This is a genomic window from Pseudotenacibaculum haliotis (genome assembly GCF_042684245.1).
GTDB lineage: Bacteria > Bacteroidota > Bacteroidia > Flavobacteriales > Flavobacteriaceae > Polaribacter > Polaribacter haliotis_A.
This window is the reverse complement of record NZ_JBHULH010000009.1, coordinates 51,749-70,552: the sequence shown is the minus strand read 5'-3', so window position 1 is coordinate 70,552 and position 18,804 is coordinate 51,749. Positions and strand designations below refer to the sequence as shown.

Sequence of the window (18,804 nt, the reverse complement as noted above, 5' to 3'; positions counted from 1 at the left end):
ACAAATGGGATTAGTAATCATGATCGTGGCAGCCGTATTGGTTGCAGTAGTTTTAGCTATAGTTGTTGTAAAGTTCCTACCACTAAAATTAAGATGGGTAGCTTCTTTATTATTATTATTTATAGCTTTCTTCTTAGTTTATAAAATTTATGATGGGGTAATGAAGCCTATCAATTTTGACAAAGAGAAAACTGTGCGTTTTGCCAAAGTCATTAAGAATTTAAAAATCATCAGAGATGCGGAAGTAGCATACTACGAAGTAAATGGTGATTATACAAAAGATAAAGCAGCTTTAATTAGCTTTATTGATACTGCAAAACGTGCAATCATAGAAACTAGAGACACGGTAGTTAAAGTAAACAAAGGATCAAAATGGCAACCAGTAATGGTAGACGTAGAAAAGCGTGTAAAAGATACCATCGGTTACGAGCCAATTTTAGATGACTTTAAAGACAGAGACTACAAGAACATGTTTAAAGTTCCAGGTGTAGATGGAAAAGAATTTGACCTTGAGGTTGGAAAAGTAGAGAAAGTTGCCGGATTAGAAGTTCCAGTTTTTGAAGCTAAGACCGACAAAGAGTCTATCTTGAAAGGAATGGATAAATCATTAGTAAAGCAGGAAAAAGAAGCTGTAACCACAGATCAGATTAAAGGAGAATTCGTTACTGTTGGATCTTTAACTGAAGTAACAACTGGTGGTAACTGGCCTCCTTCTTACGACAAAGGTGATGCAAAGAAAAAAAGTAACTAGAACTATAGAAAATATTTCTAAAAGAGAATTATCCATCCAATTCAGTTTGGATGGATTTTCTTTTTGTATCTCAAATTTTAAAGGAGAGAAATTTCATTTCTCTTCCTATAAATTTCCTGAGAAATTAGCTTCTCCAGAACTTATTCTAGAGAAAATTCAGGAGATTTTTAAAAGTGATTCTGATTTACAGGACGATTTTGAATCTGTTCTTGTCATTCACGAAAACAATCTAAGCACTTTTGTACCAAACCGGTACTTTAAAGAAGAGGCATTAAAGGACTATCTTAAATTTTCGGTAAAGACCATTAGCACAGATTATATTGCTTATGATGATCTTGAAAATCAAGATATCAAAAACGTATACATCCCTTACATCAACGTTAATAATTTTCTTTTTCAAAATTTTGGATCATTTGAATATCAACATCATGCTAGTGTCCTTGTAGAAAAGCTTTTAAGCTATACCAAAGACGATTCGCTTCATTGCTATGTAAATGTATCAGATACTTTATTTGATATGGTAGTGATAGAAAATCAAAAGTTGATCTTCCATAATACATTCGACTTTCAATCCAAAGAAGATTTCATCTACTATATCCTCTTCAATTTTGAGCAATTGAAATTAGACCCAAATGAAAACTCTGTGATCTTTTCCGGAAATATTCATAAAGAATCTGACCTGTATAAGATTGCATACAAATACATCAAAACGGTAGCATTTTTAAAAGCAGAAGCCTTTGCTTTTGACAATAAGGAAATAGAAGACCACTCAAATTTTATTTTACTAGGATGAGAATTATCTCCGGAAAATTAAAAGGGAAGAGAATTAGTGCCCCTAAGAATTTGCCTGTTAGACCTACAACGGATATGGCCAAAGAAGCTTTGTTCAACATTTTGAACAATCTTTATTACTTCGATGCCATAAGCGTTATCGATCTTTTTTCCGGTACAGGGAACATTGCTTATGAGTTTGCTTCAAGAGGAACACAAGATATTTATGCCATTGACGGAAATTTTGGCTGTGTCAAGTTCATTCACAAAACATCTAAAGAGTTAGACCTGCCTATCAATCCTTACAAGAGTGAGGTCTTTAAGTTTTTGGAGAAAACAAATCTAACTGCTGACATTGTCTTTGCTGACCCTCCTTATGACATGGATGTTGCTGACTTTTTAAAGATTGCTGATCTTGTTTTTCAAAAAGGAATGCTAAAAGAAGAAGGTCTTTTGATCATAGAGCACTCTAAACATATGGATATCTCTACTCACGAACATTTTAGCTATGCTAAAAAGTACGGAGGAAGTGTATTTAGTTTCTTTGAAAACTCTTCCTTAGAGTAAGGAAGTAATAATATCAGATACAGTAATATTTTCTGCTTCTGCCTTGTAGTTCTTTACAATTCTGTGAGAAAGAATAGGAATTGCCACAGCTTTTACATCTTCAATATCCGGCGAATACTTTCCACGGATCGCAGCATTTGCCTTAGCAGCTAAAATTAGGTTCTGAGAAGCTCTAGGCCCGGCTCCCCAATCCAAATACTTTTGAACCATTTCTGGAGCGTTAGGACTCTTTGGTCTTGTATTTCCTACCAATCGTACAGCATACTCAATTACATTGTCTGCTACCGGTATTTTACGTACCAATTGTTGAATCTCTAGAATATCTTCTGCAGAAAAAATAGAAGATGCTTTTGCCAACTCATTACTGGTTGTGTTCTTTACAACATCTACCTCTTCTTGGAAGCTTGGGTATCCTAAATTAATAGAAAACATAAAACGGTCTAATTGGGCTTCCGGCAAAGGATACGTTCCTTCTTGTTCAATTGGATTTTGTGTTGCCAATACAAGAAAAGGAGCATCTAATTGATAGTGATGTCCGGCAATAGTAACAGACTTCTCCTGCATTGCTTCAAGGAGTGCTGCTTGTGTTTTTGGCGGAGTTCTGTTGATCTCATCTGCCAAAATAATATTAGAAAAAATAGGTCCTTTGATAAAAGTGAACTCTCTATTCTTATCAAGAATCTCACTTCCTAAAATATCTGAAGGCATTAGATCTGGTGTAAACTGAATTCTTTTAAAATTTAAACCTAAAGCATCAGATACTGTGTTAACCAAAAGGGTTTTGGCCAACCCGGGAACACCAATCAATAATGAATGGCCTCCGCAAAAAACAGAGAGCAACACGTAGTTAACGGCTTCTTCTTGCCCTACAATTACTTTTCCGATCTCAGATTTTAAATTTTGAAATTTGACAACAAGGTTGTCAATAGCAGCTACATCAGACATTAGTTAGCAGTTTCTTTTTTCCAGTTGTTTTTAAAAGTACACTTTTGAAAATTCTTGCTGATCTTAACATATGTATCACCAATTTTCTCTTTAGACCATTTTGCAATTCTCTCTTGCTTTTTCTTCTGTAAAGCTAAAGCTTGTACTTTTACATAGTCATCAACTAGATCTGCAATATGAGTATCTGTTCTTTCTTTCATGATGATGATCTTGTACATCTTCTCTCCTTCTCTGGTTTCATCATAAAAGACATCAGTAATTTCTCCTTGCTTTAAGTTACTTACTCTGGCATACAAAGCAGGGTCCATTCTGGTAAGGTCGAATGTAGATTCTCCTGTATACTCATTTACCAAAATTCCTCCGTTGTTCTTTGTATCTCTATCTTCAGAAAACTTCTTTACAGCTTCTTCAAAAGTGATTTTTCCTAATGTAATATCGTCTTTAATTCTTTGTAGTTCTCTTTTTGTTGCATCTAACTTCTCTTGTGGAATTTCCGGCTGCATTAAAACGTGTGATGCTACTCTTTTTTCTCCTCTTATTTCATGCAATTGAATAATGTGATATCCAAAAATAGATTTGAAAGGTTCAGATACCTGCCCTACGTCTAAAGAGAATGCAACTTCTTTGAACTCTTTAATAAAGTTACTGCTCTTAGTTACAGTATATTTTCCTTCATTTTGAGTTACTCCAGGATCTTGTGAGTTAATAATAGCTTTCATTCTAATACTAGCTCCGTCTTCAATCTCCTTTTTGATTTGCTTTAACTTATTGATGATTCTTTCGTTCTCCTCTTTTGTAGGCTCTGCATGGATTACCAATTGTGCCAATTGGATTTCTGCAGGGAACTCAGGTAATTCACCTTTATCTTTTAATCCGTTGTAGTAAATTCTTACTTCTTCCGGAGTAACATCAATATTCTCAGTAATCTTCCCTTGCTCTCTTTGGATCAACATGGTCTCCTTATTCACCTTAAAAAGCTCCTTTTTCATGTCTGCCAAATCATTAAAACCATATTTGGTGTGAACTTGTTCCGGGTCAATTCCATATTCTTGTGCAAAGAAGTTAATATCTCTATCAACCTTTGAGCTTACTTCTGCATCAGAAACCACAATACTATCAATTACAGCATGGTGAGCTAATAATTTTTGCAACATTAATTGCTCCAACATCTCACAATCAGAAATTTGAATTTTTCCTTCGCTACTGTTTTGTAATTCTAATTTGAATTTCTCTATATCAGAATCTAAAACAATATTTTTTCCAACAACCACTCCAACTCCATCGATCTTAATCTTTTGAGCTTGTACTCCTTGCACAAATAATGTGGTAAATAATGTTATACTAATGAATCTTAAAACTTTTATTCTGAATTGCATCTTTTACTATTATTTTTTCTATATCTCTTATCAATTGCAGCTTCCTCTGATGTAATATCATCTGCTTTATTGTAGGTTTAACATAACTCATTGGAGCAATATCATTCCTTTTTAAAACATCTTTAATTGCGACCAAATATACTCCTAAAGAATCTTCTTTTTGGAGGAATTTTGTTTTTTTTAACAAATTTTCTCTAGAAAATGAGGTTTTTAACAAAACATTTTCTAGCGGTGTCCATGTTGAATCGTTTAATAGCATCGATTTAAAACTCAATTGCTTCATTTCCAACTCTTCTAAATCTTCCAGAGATCCTGATCTAAAAAGCTTAACAACTTCTTTCTTATCAAGAAGATCTTCTGCAAAATGAAGGTATCTTACTTCCAGTAATTCTTCATTGAGCTTGAAATTTTTACTATTGGCATTGTAATAATCTGAAATCTCCTTTTCTTCTACCAAAGTATCTAACTGTTGTTTGATCAATCGTTCTTTATATCCATTGATCAATAAAGCCTGACGGTAGTCTCTTACCAATTTTGTGATCTCAGAGTTGTCACTTTGTGTATTGTTCTCTTCTGCTTTTCTTGAGAGCAATTGTTTTGTAGCCCAGCTATTAATAATGCTCCTAACCAATACCAAACTGTCTTTTCTATCAATATTCTTCGGAAGCAGGTCTACAATATCTTCTTTATACAAGTTTTGATTGTACACACTGGCAATAGGCTTTCTTGTAGAAACTTCTTTTTTTTCTATACCAAGAAACTCACAGGAAGCCCATAAGAATACTACTAATATGACTAGGTATTTTTTCAAGATTCTTTTCTGTAATATTTAATCAGTTTCTTTAATACTCTTTTATTGATCTTTATTGAACTCTTCGATCGTAATTCTTTTATCCATTGTCCTTCCAAAGCATTCTGATAATCGCTCATAACCTTTCCTTTGATCTTAGATAGGTCTTTAACTTTATAATTGGCTAGATTCTTATCAAAATAACCTTTTAAAGCTATGGTATCATTTGATTTATCCCAAATCTTTTTCTGCATCAATTCAAATAAAAGCAATCCGTCTTCGTATTCCTTTAATGTTGAGGCAAATTCTGGGTTGGTATTTCTAAGGTTGTCTTTAAAATAGGTTAACACTTCTTGATTAATGAAATTTGTAAAAAGCACATCAATTGGCAAATGTCTTCTATTCACAATATAAGCCACAAAATCTTGCTGGGTTAACTCCTTTTCATTGATCTTTAAAATTGTCTTTTGTAAAGAATCTTTTGGAATTGCTCTGATATCCTTTCGGTTAAGAATACTCTTAGCATCTTCTATTTCTGCAATAGAATACTCAGATTTTAATCTGTCTAAAACAGCTTTGTCTGATAATTTAGCTCTCCCGTTTCTCTTTACTCGGTTGCTTATCTCCGGTTTCATTTCTTCAAACGAAAGCACTGGAAACTCTTCTATTAACTTTACAATATGCCACCCAAATTTGGTTCTAAAAGGCTTACTGTATTCGTCTACTTTTGTTAATGAGAAGGTTGCTTTTTCAAAAGGTTTTACCATTCTTCCTGTTCCAAACTTTGCTAAAACGCCTCCTTTTCCTTTGCTGTTTCTATCATTTGAATACTCTTGAGCTAAAACTTTGAAGTTTTCTCCTTTTTTCAGCTTTTCATACACCTCATCAATCTTCTTTTTTCCAACAGCAGAAGTATCTGAAATTAAAATATGAGCAACTTGCCTTTCTCCTTGAGAAGGTCTTGTTCCGGTACGCTTTACAATGTGGTATCCGAATCTTGTTTTGAAAGGCATTGAAACCTCTCCTTCTTTTGTTTTGTAGGCAACATCTTCAAACTCATAAAGCATTCTAAAAGCATAAAAATACCCTAAGTCTCCCCCATTGTCTTTGGCAGATTGGTCTTCAGAAGTTTCTTTGGCAACCTTATCAAAAGATTCGCCCTTTAAAATTCTGTCTCTTATTTCTAAGATCTTATTGTATGCTTTTAAAGTGTCTTGGGGAGTAAAAGCTCTAGGAAGCCTAACCAAGATATGGCTTGCACGTATTTCTGTTTTGGTACGGTTGTACGCTTCTTTAATCAACTCTTCTAAATACTCTTTGTCTTGTAAGTATGGAGCAGTAAGTTGATTTCTATAGGTTTGAATTTCTCTTTTGTATGATTTTAAGGTATCTAAGTTTCGCTGATAGGCCTCTTTAACCTTTAATTTATAGTTGATAAAAAGGTCTAAATTTTTCGCTACGTCTTTTCCTTCTTCATTATCTATTGCGTTTAAATTTTTCTCGTACACCTTTTTAAAATCTGCTACGGAAACTTTTTCTCCATTAATGGTAACCACAGTTTCTTTGTCTTTTTGCGAAAAAACCTGAAGACTTATTGCGATAAATGCGAATATTAAAACCTTATTTCTCATGTGCTTATAATGATATAATTCCTTCTACTTTTTCTGCTTGTTGATAGTATTCAATTACCTCATCAGAACTAGCTAGTTGTATAACTATTGAAACACTAATATATTTTCCTGTTTTTGATTTTTTAGTATTGATCACTGCTCCTTTGTTGTCAAATATCTTTTGTACCTCATCTGAACCACTACCATTGGCAGGAACAATAAACTTATATAAATAATCCGTTGGGAATTTGGTTGTTTCGTCTAACTGCGTTTTAAGTTTTTTGTAAAAACTTTCTCTATCCTTCATCCTTGTAATTTAGAAGATTAATTTTGAAATGGCTACAAAATTACATCATTATATTATTATAATAAATTAATCATATATTTTTGTTCCATGCAGAAGAAAATTGTCCTTATAGGAGGTCCGGGAACAGGAAAATCAACAGTACTGAATGAATTGCAGCAAAGAGATTTTTACTGTATGCCTGAAGTATCAAGAGAAGTCACTCTAGAAGCGCAGAAAAAAGGAATACAACAATTGTTCTTAACAGACCCTTTGTTGTTTAGTAAAATGTTATTGGAGGGTAGAGAGCGTCAATACAAAGAAGCTGGTAAGCATAGTGCCGATTTGGTGTTTTTTGATAGGGGCTTACCGGATGTATATGCGTATATGGAATATACGAAAGATCCTTATCCCGATTATTTTAAAGAGAAGTGTAACGAATATGTATATGATCATGTTTTCTTGTTTAAACCTTGGGAACAGATCTATATCTCAGACAACGAACGATATGAAAGTTTTGAAGAATCGAAAGAAATCGATCTCTTCTTACAAAAAGCATATCGAGAATTAGGATATCGTATCATTGATGTACCGTTTGGTTCTATTGACGAACGGGTAAACTTCATTTTAAATTGGCTTAAACTGAATGCATGAATCAACCCAAAGAAATTTTAAAGAAGTATTGGGGACACGATTCTTTTAGAGATCTGCAAGAAGAGATCATACAAACAGTTCTTGATAAAAAAGATACTGTTGCATTACTGCCTACAGGAGGAGGCAAATCTGTTTGTTATCAGATACCGGGCATAATATCCGAAGGGGTATGTTTGGTAATTTCTCCTTTAATTTCACTCATGAAGGATCAAGTAGAAAGCCTTCAAAAGAAAGGGATTCAAGCTATTACATTAGAAAGCAAACTAAGTACTGACGATATTGTGATGCTATTTGACAATTTGAAGTACGGAAATGCTAAATTCTTATACATCTCTCCTGAGCGTTTGCAATCGTCTCTCATCATTCAAAAATTAAAAGAGCTTAATATCAGTCATATTGCTGTAGATGAAGCTCATTGTATTTCTGAATGGGGACATGATTTTAGACCTTCTTACCGTCAAATTAAAAACATTCGACAGTTTTTTCCAGATACAAACATCATAGCGCTTACTGCTACTGCCACTAAAAAGGTAATTGATGATATCAAGGAAAACTTAGAAATGCCACAAACCAGTGTTTATAAGAAGTCTTTTTATAGAGATAATTTGGCTTATCAGGTATTTACCAAAGAAAATAAGTTGGAAAGGTTGGTTCAAATTCTTGTCAAAAACCCCACTCCTACCATTGTATATGTAAACTCCAGAAAAAAGACAGAAGAGTTAGCCAAGTACATCAATAGCAAAGGGTTTAAAACCGTGTCCTATCATGGAGGCATGTCTGCGGAAGACAAACTAAGTTCTTTTAACTATTGGATGTCAGAAGAGCGTCCTATAATTATAGCTACCAATGCGTTTGGTATGGGAATAGATAAGCCTAATGTTAGGATTGTTGTTCATATGGATCTTCCTTATAGTATAGAGAACTATATACAGGAAGCCGGACGTGGTGGAAGAGATGGAAATAAAGCCTTCTCTGTAGTTTTGCAAAATGAAAGCGACATCTTAGCTTTTAAAAAAAATACAATCGATCAGATTCCTTCAATGGATGAAATCAAAGATGTACATAAAAAGCTCTATAAATTCTTTCATGTTGCCAAAGGTGAAAAGGTAGAAGAATCTCTAGATTTTAACTTTCAGGAGTTTTGTGATCGTTATGAACTGAAGCCTAGAAAAACTGTTACTATACTGGGAATATTAAAAAATCATGGAATCATCGATCTAAATCAGAAATTCCTTAGAAAATCTCGATTACAGATTATCATGCCTAGTCAGCAACTGATGAGTTTTAAAAGCAAGAATCAGTTGACCATGTCATTGATTGAATTGTTATTGAGGAGTTATGGGAATATCTTCCATCACGAAGTAAAGATTAGTGAATTCATCTTATCAAAAAAGTTAAAGACCACTTCTACCAGAGTAAAAAAAGTTCTTCAAAAGCTAGATGATAAGAAAGTAATCAAATACAAAGAAGTAAATTCTAATCAGGATCTATTCTTATTGCTTCCTAGAGAGGATGATAAAACCATCAACAGATTTGCAAAGAATATCAAAGGATATATACATCAACAGCAAAAGAAAGCTAAAGACCTTATACGGTTTGTTCAGAATGATCATGTTTGTAGAAGCCAACAAATCCTATATTACTTTGACGAAGAAACTTCTGCTTCTTGTGGAATGTGCGATGTTTGTATTCGTAATAAAAGCACAAAAACAAAAGATCTATCTAAACAGATCATAGAGTTTTTAGGTAAAGAAAAATTGTTTTCACATACAGAAATAATAGAGCACCTAGAAGCCGATGAAGAGTCTATTTTAATACATTTGCGAAATCTTTTGAAGAAAGATATTATCAGCATTACAGAGGACAATAAACTTTATATGAAATGAGAGATTTGAAGATTGTTTTTATGGGAACACCTGATTTTGCAGTTGCTATTTTAGATAGAATTGTAAAAGATGGATATAATGTAGTAGGTGTAATTACTGCTCCAGACAAACCTGCCGGAAGAGGAAGAAAGTTACAAGCTTCTGCTGTAAAGAAATATGCAGAATCTCAAGGACTACATCTTTTACAGCCTACCAATTTAAAAGATGAAGGCTTTTTAAATGATTTAAAAAGCTTAGAAGCAAATTTACAAGTTGTTGTTGCTTTTCGAATGCTTCCTAAAGTGGTATGGAATATGCCGGAATACGGTACTTTTAATCTTCATGCTTCTTTGCTACCAGATTACAGAGGAGCAGCTCCTATTCATTGGTCTATTATAAATGGTGAAGAAAAAACCGGAGTAACCACCTTCTTTATTGATGAGAAGATAGATACCGGGGAAATGATCTTAAAGAAAGAAGTATCTATTGATGCCGATGAAACTGTAGGTCAACTACACGATCGATTAATGCATTTAGGCGCACAAGCTGTATCTGAAACTTTAGACCTTATTAAAGAAGATCAAGTAACAACGTCTAAGCAACCTGAATCGGATACCAAATTGGCACCCAAGCTTAACCCTGAAAACTGTAAGGTAAATTGGGAAGCTTCTTTAGATACCATCTACAATCATATCCGTGGATTGAATCCATTCCCTGCTGCATGGTCTGAAATGCAAAATGGCGAAGAAACGGTTTCTATGAAATTGTATGCTGTTCAAAAAGAAAAAGTAGCTCATTCTTTAGAAATAAAATCGATTGTTACAACCAAAAAAGAGATTAAAGTCGCAGTTGCAGGAGGTTACATTATTTTAGACGAATTGAAGCTTTCTGGAAAGAAAAAAATGGACGCAAAAAGTTTGTTGAACGGCTTTTCTTTTCATTCAGATGCAAAAATGCTCTAAAGCCTTTATGGGTGTAGGGTTAGCACATTTTCACAAAAAAAGACGTACGTTTATTAACAATTTGATGTGTTTTATTAACAAATAGCCCTTTTTTAGTGGGTCAAACTTGCACGAACCCTTAATCCGTCTATATTTGTTAAGCTTTTAAGCAAAAAAATATCAATTAATTTAAAATTCTATTTTATTATGAACAAATCAGATTTAATCGATGCTATGGCTGCTGACGCAGGAATCTCAAAAGCGGCAGCAAAAGCGGCTTTAGAATCATTTACTTCAAACGTAACTTCTACTTTAAAGAAAGGTGGTAAAGTTGCTTTAGTAGGATGGGGTACTTTCTCTGTATCTAAGAGAGCTGCTAGAAGCGGAAGAAATCCACAAACTGGTGCTGAGATCAAGATTGCTGCTAAGAATGTAGCGAAGTTTAAAGCTGGAGCTGGTTTAAGCGATGCTGTAAACTAATAAATTGACCGAACAAAATATAAAAGACTCCCTTTTTAAGGGAGTTTTTTTATTTCCAAAATTTAACTACATTTAATAAAAAAATAGAATTTGTCAGAATTAAAGCCACATAAAGGGAGCTTATTGATTGCAGAACCTTCAATTTTGAATGATGATTCTTTTAATAGGTCCATCATTCTTTTGACTGAACACAACGATAGTAGTTCTGTTGGTTTTATATTGAACAGACCTCTTAAATTTACAATCAAAGACATCATTCCTGAGATCAATTGCCCTTTTACGGTATACCAAGGTGGTCCTGTTGAACAAGACAATCTCTATTTTATTCACAAAATCCCCGAATTAATTCCAGATAGTATACAAGTAAGTGATAATATCTATTGGGGTGGGAATTTTGAATCGCTGAAAGTCTTATTGGACGAAAATAAGATCAAGAGTACCGATATCCGCTTCTTCTTAGGATACTCAGGATGGGGAGCAAATCAATTAGAAAACGAACTTTTGAATAATTCTTGGTTTGTGTCGGAAAATGATTTTGAAAATATTTTTTCTGTAGACAATGAATCTCTTTGGAAAAATAAGCTCATGCAAAAAGGAGGCGAATATAAGATCTGGGCGAATGCACCCAGCGATATACACCTGAACTAATTACTTCCCTGTTATTTCTTTTAGTTTTAAGCTTGCTTTGATCTTCTGAGTGATCTCAGTAGCAAATTCTTTTTTTCTGTAATGAGTGATCGATTGAATTCCCGTAATTGAGTTGGTCATGAATACCTCATCTGCTTTTTGGATCTCAAAGGGAGTAATTGCCGATTCTTCTATAGAATATTCTTTGTTTTCAGATAAAATCTCTATGACTTTCTTTCTGATCACTCCTTTTAAACATCCTTCTGTAAGTGGTGGGGTTTTGATCGTATCTCCTTTGATCAAAAAGATATTTGAGTTGATTGTTTCTACCACACCTTTTCTTTCGTTGAGTAAAATACAGTTATCTAGATCGTTCTCATCAGCATAAACACTTGCCAATGTTTGAAGTAATTTGTTATTGGATTTAATTGTAGAAAGGTGTCCTGAATACAGGTAAAAATCTTTGTACAAATCTACACGGTATGTACTTTTTTCTACAGAATTGATCTCGTCTACTTCTATAAGATAATCTACCTCGTTAGATGTAGGTTTGTATAAGCCTCCATCTTTTCTAAAAATAGATAATCTAGCTCTTAGTGGTTTTTGAGAATCAATGGTTTGAGCCGTTTTTAAAATTTCTTGCTCTAAAAACTCTAATGTAAATTCAATAGGAATCTTCATACGTATCATTCGCATAGAAGCCATCAATCTGAAATAATGATCTTCCCAGAAGACTACTTTTCCATTCAACACCTTCACAGTTTCAAAAACTGAATCTCCGTATTTGAAAGCTCTGTTATTTGCCGAGATCTTTACATCTTCAAAAGCAAGTAACTCTCCATTGTAATTTAACATAGGTAGTTTTTAAAATATGGCAAATTTACTGTAAAAGGAGCGAATACAATAAAAAAGCCTTAGTAGATTTACTAAGGCTTTTTTATTTATTATGTAGTTGCTTTTAGGCTCCTATTCTATGCTTAAGTGTGTCTATCTGATTCTCCCACAACATCTTAGATTCTTCTACTTCATCTTCTTCTGCAAAATCTGTAATGATTAGCGAAACATCTTTGGTAATTTCATCTACTTGAATTCTAAATTCAAAATAACTTTCATCATCTTCACTTTCCAGCCATTTGTATCTGGCTTTTTCTTCATTTCTTCTCGTGATAATTGTAGCTTCCTCTTCTGAATCGTCCCAAAAGAACGAAATAACTTTCCCTCTAGAATTTACTCTATCTGCAAACCATTCTTCTAATCCTGAAGGAGTTGCAAAATATTGATATAGCATACTAGGAGACGCGTGTATTGGAAATTCTATTTCAAACTTGATTTTATCCATTATAAACCGAATTGTTTTAGAGTAAAGCTTTTACTATAGGGGCTCTTATATTTTGACAATATAGGTAATAATTCCAGTTAAAAAAAATTAAAGTCACATCTTGCTTTCAAGCAAAAATGAATTATATTTGCACCCGCCTTTGGAAATGAATTTCCTTCAGCAGGTAAGTTTGCTGAATTTAGGAGTTCAAAATTTAAAAGGTAAACAACCACGGCGAGGTAGCTCAGGTGGTTAGAGCGCAGGATTCATAACCCTGAGGTCGGGGGTTCAAGTCCCCCCTTCGCTACAAAAGAAAAGCAGCTTTTTTAAAGCTGCTTTTTTCGTTTAGGAACAACAGTTCATTGCATCCAAACATAAAAATTAAAGCTTAAGGGATTTAATTATTTGTGCAAAAGAGGCATCTGTCGAGTTCTTTTAAATCTCTTTTCATTCTAATAAAAACCCGATAGCATTTAAACTATCGGGTTAGAACAAATTGATTAATAATTGTAACTCTAGCGCTATTTGATTTTTAAATCATCTAATCGAAGAATTACAAAGTCTTCATCATCCATATCATCAATGATGATACTATAAAATATTTCAAACATCTGATCATTGAATTGGTCTGATTTTAAATCGTACTTTTCCAGAACTCCTTTCTCAATCTCATCAAATGCAAGAACTTCCCCTCCATCAATCTCAAAGCTATAATAACCATATGTATAGGTGATAAAAGTACCCTCTGTTGTCACTTGTTCTCTAGATTCAAAATATCTCATAATTAGCTTTTTTAATTCATAAACTTTAAATCAAGAAAACAGAGTCATTATCTACAAATGTTTTAAACTCTAACGTGTAATCATTCGGGTCTTTTATAAAAAAGGAATGATGTTCACCATTCTTATCTTTAAAGAACGTCTTCTTAGGTGTAATATCTAATGTCCAATGATTGACTTTATCATACATCTCTTCCCAAGCTTCTTCTTCGAGTATGATTCCGTAATGAAACATGGGAAGAATGCTAGCATCCAATTTATAAGTTGGGCTGTTCATCCAAAACTTATCAAATAGAACAAAGGTTATTTGATGATTGAATACATCTACATCAAGCCATTGAGAAGAATTTCTTCCATGCTTAAACCCTAGATCGTCAATGTAAAATTTTTTGGTTGCTTCCATGTCTCTGCATGGAAGTGATAAATGGAAGATTGGATTCATCTTTTCTCTATTTAATTGTTATTAATATTCATCAGGAAAATCATCTTCATTGGAAATTTCCGTAGGATCAGAATCATCTTCTCCCATTTCTTCTTCAGAATAATCCTCCATTTTTTGCTCTAACTTCATACCTATTTTCACCAAATAGATTGTATCATCTGTTCGAACTTCAACAGCTTTAATAGTTTCTCCCCTTGCGTTTTGGAAAGTCATGATGTCATCATAATTATATCCATCAGGAAACTTTTCAACTAGAAGGTCCAATACCTCTGTAGTTAGCTTTTCGTAATCTATAATTCTTCTTTTCATTATTTACATGTTTAATAAGTAGGCAAAAATTAGAGGGGCTACAATCGTAGCATCACTTTCAATAATAAATTTGGGAGTATCGATATCTAATTTTCCCCAAGTAATTTTTTCATTAGGTACGGCTCCTGAATACGAACCATAACTTGTAGTTGAGTCTGAAATTTGACAGAAATAACTCCAAAATGGGGTTTCAGTTTGTTCTAAATCTTGATATAGCATTGGAACAACGCAGATTGGAAAATCTCCTGCAATACCTCCTCCAATTTGAAAGAATCCAATTCCGTCATCAGAATTCGTTTGGTACCAATTTGCTAGATATGTCATGTATTCAATTCCTGATTTCATGGTACTTGCTTTTAACTCTCCTTTTATTACATAGGAAGCAAAAATATTTCCCATAGTACTATCTTCCCAACCAGGAACTACCATCGGTAGATTCTTCTGGGCAGCAGCGTACATCCAAGAATTTTTAACGTCTATTTCGTAATACTGCTCCAAGACTCCAGATAATAACAATCGATACATAAAGTCATGAGGAAATAAACGTTCTTCATTTTCTTCAGCGTCTTTCCAGATTTTATAAATATGTTTTTGAAGCTTTCTAAAAGCTTCTTCTTCTGGAATACAAGTATCAGTTACTCTATTCAATCCTTTTAACAATAATTCCCATTCATCCGTAGGAGTCAAATCTCTGTAATTAGGAATTCGCTTATAGTGAGAATGAGCAACAAGATTCATAATATCTTCTTCTAAGTTGGCTCCTGTACAAGAAATGATATGAACCATATCTCTCCTAATAACTTCAGCAAAAATTTTCCCTATCTCTGCTGTACTCATAGCTCCCGCCATAGAAACCAACATCTTAGCCCCTTTATTCAATTGATCTTCATAACCTTTGGCAGCATCTAGTAAGCTAGCAGCATTAAAATGAAGAAAATGCTTTTCTAAAAACTCCGATATAGGTTTCTGATTAGTATTCATCATAATCGTAATCTTTAAATTTTGCAAGTTTACTAAATGGGCTTTCTATTTCTTCTTCCATTTCTTGTACATCCTCTTCTAAAAGAAACTTATAACTCAACATTTTGTAGTACAATTTAGCAGCTAAAAAGTCAGAGGATTTATCAAGCTTGTTTGGACATAATTCTACCATATCAAACCCGACTACATTTTTATTTTCGAATACTTTTTTCAAAAACTCTAAGGTTTCATAATAGAATAAGCCTCCTGGCTCTGGAGTGCCTGTTGATGGCATTATTGACGGATCTAAAGCATCTAAATCAAATGTGATATAAACAGTATCGGTTAACTGTTCTAAAACATCATCCATCCAATATTCATTTGTTGCCATTTCATGAGCAAAAAAGACATTATCCTCATTCATTTCGTCACGCTCAGAAATATCCATACTTCGAATTCCTACTTGAACTAAGTTAGTTGTATGGTTGGCTTCATACATAGCACAAGCATGGCTATACGGGTTTCCTTCATATTCTTTTCTTAAATCCGCATGAGCATCTATTTGTAAAACTGTCAAGTTTTCGAAACGCTCATTGAAAGCTCTGATGCTTCCAATTGAAACCGAATGTTCTCCTCCTAACAAAGTGACAAACTTCTTTTTATTAATAAAGTTCTTCACCTTCGAGTGTACTGCATTAATCATATCTAAAGAGATATCTTCTTCAATGGATTCTGTTAAAAAGATTCCATTTTTGTAAACCTCAGAATTTGTTTCAATGTCGTACAGTTCCATATTTTCTGCTGCATTTAAAAATGCAGTAGGTCCATAGTCTGTTCCTTTTTGCCATGTTGTAGTTTGATCAAAAGGTACTGGGATCAGTACAATCTTAGATTGATCTTGCCGAGCGTACTCCTGTGGTATCCCAGCGAAGGTTTTCATCGTTTTCATCTGTCAATATTTATTGTTCATTTAGGTCAGATGGAATTCGCTTCTGAGAAGTTCTATTAATATCAATAAAACCTTCTTGACTCATTTCATATCCTAAAATTGAGAGTAATTCCTCACTCGTCTGTTGTTCTTTATATAATTTTGTTGTGATTTCTCCTTGTTCGTTTTTTTGTATTAATATATGTTTTGGGTTAGGGATTAAACAGTGTTGTAATCCTCCAAAACCACCAATAGTTTCTTGATAGGCTCCTGTGTTAAAAAAACCTATATATAGTGGCTTCTCCTTATTGTATTTAGGTAAGTAGATTGCATTTACATGCTGTTCAGAATTGTAATAATCATCACTATCGCAAGTAAGTCCACCTAACAACACTCGTTCGTATTCATCTTCCCAACGATTGATTGGAAGCATGATAAAACGCTTATTGATTGCCCAAGTATCGGGAAGTGTTGTGATAAAGGAAGAATCTATCATATTCCAACGCTCACGGTCATTTTGTTCCTTTTGGTATAATACTTTATAAATAGCTCCACCTGCCTCACCGACTGTGAAACTTCCAAACTCAGTAAAAATATTTGGAACAGGAACATTAGCTTCATCGCAGGTCTTTTTAATCAGACCAACGATTTCATCGATCATGTATTGATAATCATAGTTAAATCCTAAAGTTGTCTTGATAGGAAATCCACCACCGATGTTTAAGCTATCTAATGTCGGACAGACTTTTTTGAGCTTGACATATACATTCAAACATTTTGTGAGTTCATTCCAGTAATAAGCATTGTCTCTAATTCCTGTATTGATAAAAAAGTGCAACATCTTTAGTTTTACTTTTTCTTTATTCTCAATTTCTCTATGATAGTAATTAAGGATATTTTTGTAACCAATTCCTAATCTACTTGTATAGAATTCAAACTTTGGCTCTTCCTCCGAGGCAATGCGAATTCCAACTTGAAATTCATCATTGATATTAGAGCTTAACAGTCCAAGTTCTTTGTAATTGTCTAATATGGGTATACAATTCTTATGTCCAGAATTGATGAGTTTAATAATACGGTTTAGATAATCCTCTCTTTTAAAGCCATTACAAAGTATATAACATGAATCTTTTATTTTTCCGTCTTGCTTTAGGGCACCGATAATATCCAAATCAAATGCTGAAGATGTTTCAATTTGAATATCATTCCTTAATGCTTCATCTAATATGTATTTAAAATGAGAACTTTTTGTACAATAGCTATAAAAGTATTTTCCCGCATAATTATGCTTTTGAAATGCTAAAGAGAACCACTCTTTGGCTCTACCAATATTTTCAGATATTTTGGGTAAGTAGGTAAACTTCAAAGGTGATCCATACTCGTAAACTAGTTTCATTAGATCGACCTTATGAAACCATAATGTGTTATTTCTTGTTTGAAATTCTTCTTGAGGAAAATCAAACGTTTGTTGAATCAAATCAATGTATTTAGTATTCATTTCATTTTATTTAAAACTAGAGATAGTAATCCTAGGGTTAACACTTGGTGTTATCCTAAATTGCTGATAATGAAATAAAAACTAAATGCGTAATTCTAAGTATACTCCTCGAAGTCGTATGATCTGGAGTACACTAGATAGATGTATATTGGAAGAAAACTTAATTTTTTCGGCGTATTTCCCAAATACTTCGCAGACACCACTCTTCCTAAGATATTTGCGAACGAAATAAGAAAAACTGAACATTTCACTTACTTAACAGTAAAGTAAAAATAAACTATTTTTAAATATAAAAACCTTTTTAGTGAAAAATACTCAAAAGAACTGATTATCAATAATTTAAATTCTTTAACAATTCATAACCCTGAGGTCGGGGGTTCAAGTCCCCCCTTCGCTACAAAAGAAAAGCAGCTTTTTTAAAGCTGCTTTTTTGTTTTCTACAATAATGATCTATCGACTTAATGTCCTGAATTCCCATCATCTTTTACGTTGCCTTTCAAGTTCATTTCCATAGAATGATCATACTTACAACAACCCGGTAAATTCTTATAAGCATCTTCACTTCCCATCAACTTGTCTGTATCATATCCAGAATTTGCGATTGCTTTGTGAATTTCATCTAGATTGGTTTTAGAAGCATCAAAAGAAACATCGATCTTTTTTCTTGTTCTATCCCAATCTGCTTTAGATATACCATCAATACTATTTACAGCTTTTTCAATAGTACTTTTACACATTCCGCAATTTCCTCTCACTCCAAAGCTAGCATCAGTATAAGCAACCTTCTTTTTCTCTACTGTTTCTGTTTTCTTTTCTTCTTTTTTAGCTTCACTTTTACAACTTGTAAAACCAATAGCAGCTATTACCGCTAAACTTAAAATTACTTTTTTCATCTGTTAAAAATTAAAAT

The 18,804-nt window shown here is 33.4% G+C and carries 22 protein-coding genes and 1 tRNA gene; 9 read left to right on the top strand and 14 right to left on the bottom strand.

The window, feature by feature from the left end:
- The first annotated feature begins 4 nt into the window (after positions 1-4).
- Genes ACFSRZ_RS13625 through ACFSRZ_RS13615 form a run of 3 tightly spaced genes read left to right on the top strand, consistent with a single transcriptional unit; the run spans position 5 to position 2,089 of the window.
- Positions 5-751 carry a hypothetical protein gene (locus ACFSRZ_RS13625; RefSeq protein ID WP_379667118.1) on the top strand — a complete coding sequence of 249 codons (747 nt, stop codon included), beginning with the start codon at positions 5-7 and terminating at the stop codon, positions 749-751.
- Positions 729-1,544 (top strand): DUF3822 family protein, encoded by an 816-nt coding sequence (locus ACFSRZ_RS13620; protein WP_379667117.1) that lies wholly within the window; start codon positions 729-731, stop codon positions 1,542-1,544. Before ACFSRZ_RS13625 ends, ACFSRZ_RS13620 begins: the two co-directional genes overlap by 23 nt.
- Positions 1,541-2,089: an RsmD family RNA methyltransferase gene (locus ACFSRZ_RS13615; protein ID WP_379667116.1), complete on the top strand. Its 549-nt coding sequence runs from the start codon at positions 1,541-1,543 to the stop codon at positions 2,087-2,089. Before ACFSRZ_RS13620 ends, ACFSRZ_RS13615 begins: the two co-directional genes overlap by 4 nt.
- Here ACFSRZ_RS13615 and ACFSRZ_RS13610 read toward each other — a convergent pair.
- From ACFSRZ_RS13610 to ACFSRZ_RS13590, 5 genes are read right to left on the bottom strand one after another with little or no spacing between them, the layout of a single operon-like run.
- Positions 2,081-3,034, bottom strand: coding sequence for an AAA family ATPase (locus tag ACFSRZ_RS13610; protein WP_379667115.1), 954 nt, complete (start codon positions 3,032-3,034; stop codon positions 2,081-2,083). The genes ACFSRZ_RS13615 and ACFSRZ_RS13610 overlap by 9 nt on opposite strands.
- The gene (locus ACFSRZ_RS13605) at positions 3,034-4,410 is read right to left on the bottom strand and encodes a peptidylprolyl isomerase (RefSeq protein WP_379667114.1); all 1,377 of its coding nucleotides are present in this window, start codon (positions 4,408-4,410) and stop codon (positions 3,034-3,036) included. Before ACFSRZ_RS13605 ends, ACFSRZ_RS13610 begins: the two co-directional genes overlap by 1 nt.
- Positions 4,376-5,221, bottom strand: a complete 846-nt coding sequence (locus ACFSRZ_RS13600) for a hypothetical protein (RefSeq protein ID WP_379667113.1) — start codon at positions 5,219-5,221, stop codon at positions 4,376-4,378. Before ACFSRZ_RS13600 ends, ACFSRZ_RS13605 begins: the two co-directional genes overlap by 35 nt.
- Complete coding sequence (locus tag ACFSRZ_RS13595; protein WP_379667112.1) at positions 5,218-6,831, bottom strand: peptidylprolyl isomerase; 1,614 nt, start codon at positions 6,829-6,831, stop codon at positions 5,218-5,220. Before ACFSRZ_RS13595 ends, ACFSRZ_RS13600 begins: the two co-directional genes overlap by 4 nt.
- Before the next feature lie 4 nt (positions 6,832-6,835).
- Positions 6,836-7,117, bottom strand: coding sequence for a DUF493 family protein (locus ACFSRZ_RS13590; protein WP_379667111.1), 282 nt, complete (start codon positions 7,115-7,117; stop codon positions 6,836-6,838).
- Positions 7,118-7,204: 87 nt separating this feature from the next.
- On the opposite strand from ACFSRZ_RS13590, the gene ACFSRZ_RS13585 reads away from it, so the two are divergent.
- The 5 genes from ACFSRZ_RS13585 (at position 7,205) to ACFSRZ_RS13565 (ending at position 11,681) form a co-directional block, all read left to right on the top strand.
- Positions 7,205-7,747, top strand: coding sequence for an AAA family ATPase (locus ACFSRZ_RS13585; protein ID WP_379667110.1), 543 nt, complete (start codon positions 7,205-7,207; stop codon positions 7,745-7,747).
- A complete protein-coding gene (locus ACFSRZ_RS13580) occupies positions 7,744-9,633 on the top strand; it encodes a RecQ family ATP-dependent DNA helicase (RefSeq protein WP_379667109.1) in 1,890 nt (629 codons plus the stop codon). The genes ACFSRZ_RS13585 and ACFSRZ_RS13580 overlap by 4 nt, the downstream gene beginning before the upstream one ends.
- Positions 9,630-10,574, top strand: coding sequence for a methionyl-tRNA formyltransferase (gene fmt / locus ACFSRZ_RS13575; RefSeq protein ID WP_379667108.1), 945 nt, complete (start codon positions 9,630-9,632; stop codon positions 10,572-10,574). Before ACFSRZ_RS13580 ends, fmt begins: the two co-directional genes overlap by 4 nt.
- 186 nt (positions 10,575-10,760) lie before the next feature.
- Positions 10,761-11,033, top strand: coding sequence for an HU family DNA-binding protein (locus ACFSRZ_RS13570; protein ID WP_379667107.1), 273 nt, complete (start codon positions 10,761-10,763; stop codon positions 11,031-11,033).
- A gap of 90 nt (positions 11,034-11,123) precedes the next feature.
- Complete coding sequence (locus ACFSRZ_RS13565) at positions 11,124-11,681, top strand: YqgE/AlgH family protein (RefSeq protein ID WP_379667106.1); 558 nt, start codon at positions 11,124-11,126, stop codon at positions 11,679-11,681.
- Here the strand turns inward: ACFSRZ_RS13565 and ACFSRZ_RS13560 are convergent, their stop codons facing one another.
- Entirely contained in the window at positions 11,682-12,515 is an 834-nt protein-coding gene (locus tag ACFSRZ_RS13560; RefSeq protein WP_379667105.1) for an aminotransferase class IV, read from the bottom strand. It lies immediately after the preceding gene.
- Positions 12,516-12,618: 103 nt separating this feature from the next.
- On the bottom strand, positions 12,619-12,999 hold the full coding sequence (locus tag ACFSRZ_RS13555) for an START-like domain-containing protein (protein WP_379667104.1): 381 nt from the start codon (positions 12,997-12,999) through the stop codon (positions 12,619-12,621).
- Positions 13,000-13,211: 212 nt separating this feature from the next.
- Between ACFSRZ_RS13555 and ACFSRZ_RS13550 the strand changes: the two genes are divergently transcribed.
- A tRNA-Met gene (locus tag ACFSRZ_RS13550) sits at positions 13,212-13,285 on the top strand.
- A gap of 214 nt (positions 13,286-13,499) precedes the next feature.
- On the opposite strand, the gene ACFSRZ_RS13545 is transcribed toward ACFSRZ_RS13550, so the two are convergent.
- The 7 genes from ACFSRZ_RS13545 to ACFSRZ_RS13515 all read right to left on the bottom strand — a co-directional run bounded on the left by ACFSRZ_RS13545 (position 13,500) and on the right by ACFSRZ_RS13515 (position 18,787).
- On the bottom strand, positions 13,500-13,760 hold the full coding sequence (locus ACFSRZ_RS13545) for a hypothetical protein (protein WP_379667103.1): 261 nt from the start codon (positions 13,758-13,760) through the stop codon (positions 13,500-13,502).
- A 25-nt stretch (positions 13,761-13,785) separates the two neighbouring features.
- Positions 13,786-14,199, bottom strand: a complete 414-nt coding sequence (locus ACFSRZ_RS13540; protein WP_379667102.1) for a VOC family protein — start codon at positions 14,197-14,199, stop codon at positions 13,786-13,788.
- A 21-nt stretch (positions 14,200-14,220) separates the two neighbouring features.
- The gene (locus ACFSRZ_RS13535) at positions 14,221-14,508 is read right to left on the bottom strand and encodes a hypothetical protein (protein WP_379667101.1); all 288 of its coding nucleotides are present in this window, start codon (positions 14,506-14,508) and stop codon (positions 14,221-14,223) included.
- 3 nt (positions 14,509-14,511) lie between these two features.
- Positions 14,512-15,489 (bottom strand): deoxyhypusine synthase family protein, encoded by a 978-nt coding sequence (locus tag ACFSRZ_RS13530; protein ID WP_379667126.1) that lies wholly within the window; start codon positions 15,487-15,489, stop codon positions 14,512-14,514.
- Positions 15,479-16,417, bottom strand: a complete 939-nt coding sequence (speB, locus tag ACFSRZ_RS13525; protein WP_379667100.1) for an agmatinase — start codon at positions 16,415-16,417, stop codon at positions 15,479-15,481. The genes ACFSRZ_RS13530 and speB overlap by 11 nt, the downstream gene beginning before the upstream one ends.
- A 10-nt stretch (positions 16,418-16,427) precedes the next feature.
- Positions 16,428-17,894: an arginine decarboxylase gene (locus ACFSRZ_RS13520; RefSeq protein WP_379667099.1), complete on the bottom strand. Its 1,467-nt coding sequence runs from the start codon at positions 17,892-17,894 to the stop codon at positions 16,428-16,430.
- A 458-nt stretch (positions 17,895-18,352) separates the two neighbouring features.
- Positions 18,353-18,787 carry a heavy-metal-associated domain-containing protein gene (locus ACFSRZ_RS13515; RefSeq protein WP_379667098.1) on the bottom strand — a complete coding sequence of 145 codons (435 nt, stop codon included), beginning with the start codon at positions 18,785-18,787 and terminating at the stop codon, positions 18,353-18,355.
- Positions 18,788-18,804: the final 17 nt, after the last annotated feature.

What these genes read in the sequence shown, in the direction of transcription:
- ACFSRZ_RS13585 (WP_379667110.1), top strand. Translation starts at nt 7,205, where the DNA reads ATGCAGAAGAAAATTGTCCTTATAGGAGGTCCGGGAACAGGAAAATCA.
- ACFSRZ_RS13540 (WP_379667102.1), bottom strand. Translation starts at nt 14,199, where the DNA reads ATGAATCCAATCTTCCATTTATCACTTCCATGCAGAGACATGGAAGCA.
- ACFSRZ_RS13530 (WP_379667126.1), bottom strand. Translation starts at nt 15,489, where the DNA reads ATGAATACTAATCAGAAACCTATATCGGAGTTTTTAGAAAAGCATTTT.
- ACFSRZ_RS13545 (WP_379667103.1), bottom strand. Translation starts at nt 13,760, where the DNA reads ATGAGATATTTTGAATCTAGAGAACAAGTGACAACAGAGGGTACTTTT.
- ACFSRZ_RS13520 (WP_379667099.1), bottom strand. Translation starts at nt 17,894, where the DNA reads ATGAATACTAAATACATTGATTTGATTCAACAAACGTTTGATTTTCCT.
- fmt (WP_379667108.1), top strand. Translation starts at nt 9,630, where the DNA reads ATGAGAGATTTGAAGATTGTTTTTATGGGAACACCTGATTTTGCAGTT.
- ACFSRZ_RS13595 (WP_379667112.1), bottom strand. Translation starts at nt 6,831, where the DNA reads ATGAGAAATAAGGTTTTAATATTCGCATTTATCGCAATAAGTCTTCAG.
- ACFSRZ_RS13605 (WP_379667114.1), bottom strand. Translation starts at nt 4,410, where the DNA reads ATGCAATTCAGAATAAAAGTTTTAAGATTCATTAGTATAACATTATTT.
- ACFSRZ_RS13615 (WP_379667116.1), top strand. Translation starts at nt 1,541, where the DNA reads ATGAGAATTATCTCCGGAAAATTAAAAGGGAAGAGAATTAGTGCCCCT.
- ACFSRZ_RS13590 (WP_379667111.1), bottom strand. Translation starts at nt 7,117, where the DNA reads ATGAAGGATAGAGAAAGTTTTTACAAAAAACTTAAAACGCAGTTAGAC.
- ACFSRZ_RS13560 (WP_379667105.1), bottom strand. Translation starts at nt 12,515, where the DNA reads ATGTTAAATTACAATGGAGAGTTACTTGCTTTTGAAGATGTAAAGATC.
- ACFSRZ_RS13515 (WP_379667098.1), bottom strand. Translation starts at nt 18,787, where the DNA reads ATGAAAAAAGTAATTTTAAGTTTAGCGGTAATAGCTGCTATTGGTTTT.
- ACFSRZ_RS13610 (WP_379667115.1), bottom strand. Translation starts at nt 3,034, where the DNA reads ATGTCTGATGTAGCTGCTATTGACAACCTTGTTGTCAAATTTCAAAAT.
- ACFSRZ_RS13570 (WP_379667107.1), top strand. Translation starts at nt 10,761, where the DNA reads ATGAACAAATCAGATTTAATCGATGCTATGGCTGCTGACGCAGGAATC.
- ACFSRZ_RS13555 (WP_379667104.1), bottom strand. Translation starts at nt 12,999, where the DNA reads ATGGATAAAATCAAGTTTGAAATAGAATTTCCAATACACGCGTCTCCT.
- ACFSRZ_RS13620 (WP_379667117.1), top strand. Translation starts at nt 729, where the DNA reads ATGCAAAGAAAAAAAGTAACTAGAACTATAGAAAATATTTCTAAAAGA.
- speB (WP_379667100.1), bottom strand. Translation starts at nt 16,417, where the DNA reads ATGAAAACGATGAAAACCTTCGCTGGGATACCACAGGAGTACGCTCGG.
- ACFSRZ_RS13580 (WP_379667109.1), top strand. Translation starts at nt 7,744, where the DNA reads ATGAATCAACCCAAAGAAATTTTAAAGAAGTATTGGGGACACGATTCT.
- ACFSRZ_RS13625 (WP_379667118.1), top strand. Translation starts at nt 5, where the DNA reads ATGGGATTAGTAATCATGATCGTGGCAGCCGTATTGGTTGCAGTAGTT.
- ACFSRZ_RS13535 (WP_379667101.1), bottom strand. Translation starts at nt 14,508, where the DNA reads ATGAAAAGAAGAATTATAGATTACGAAAAGCTAACTACAGAGGTATTG.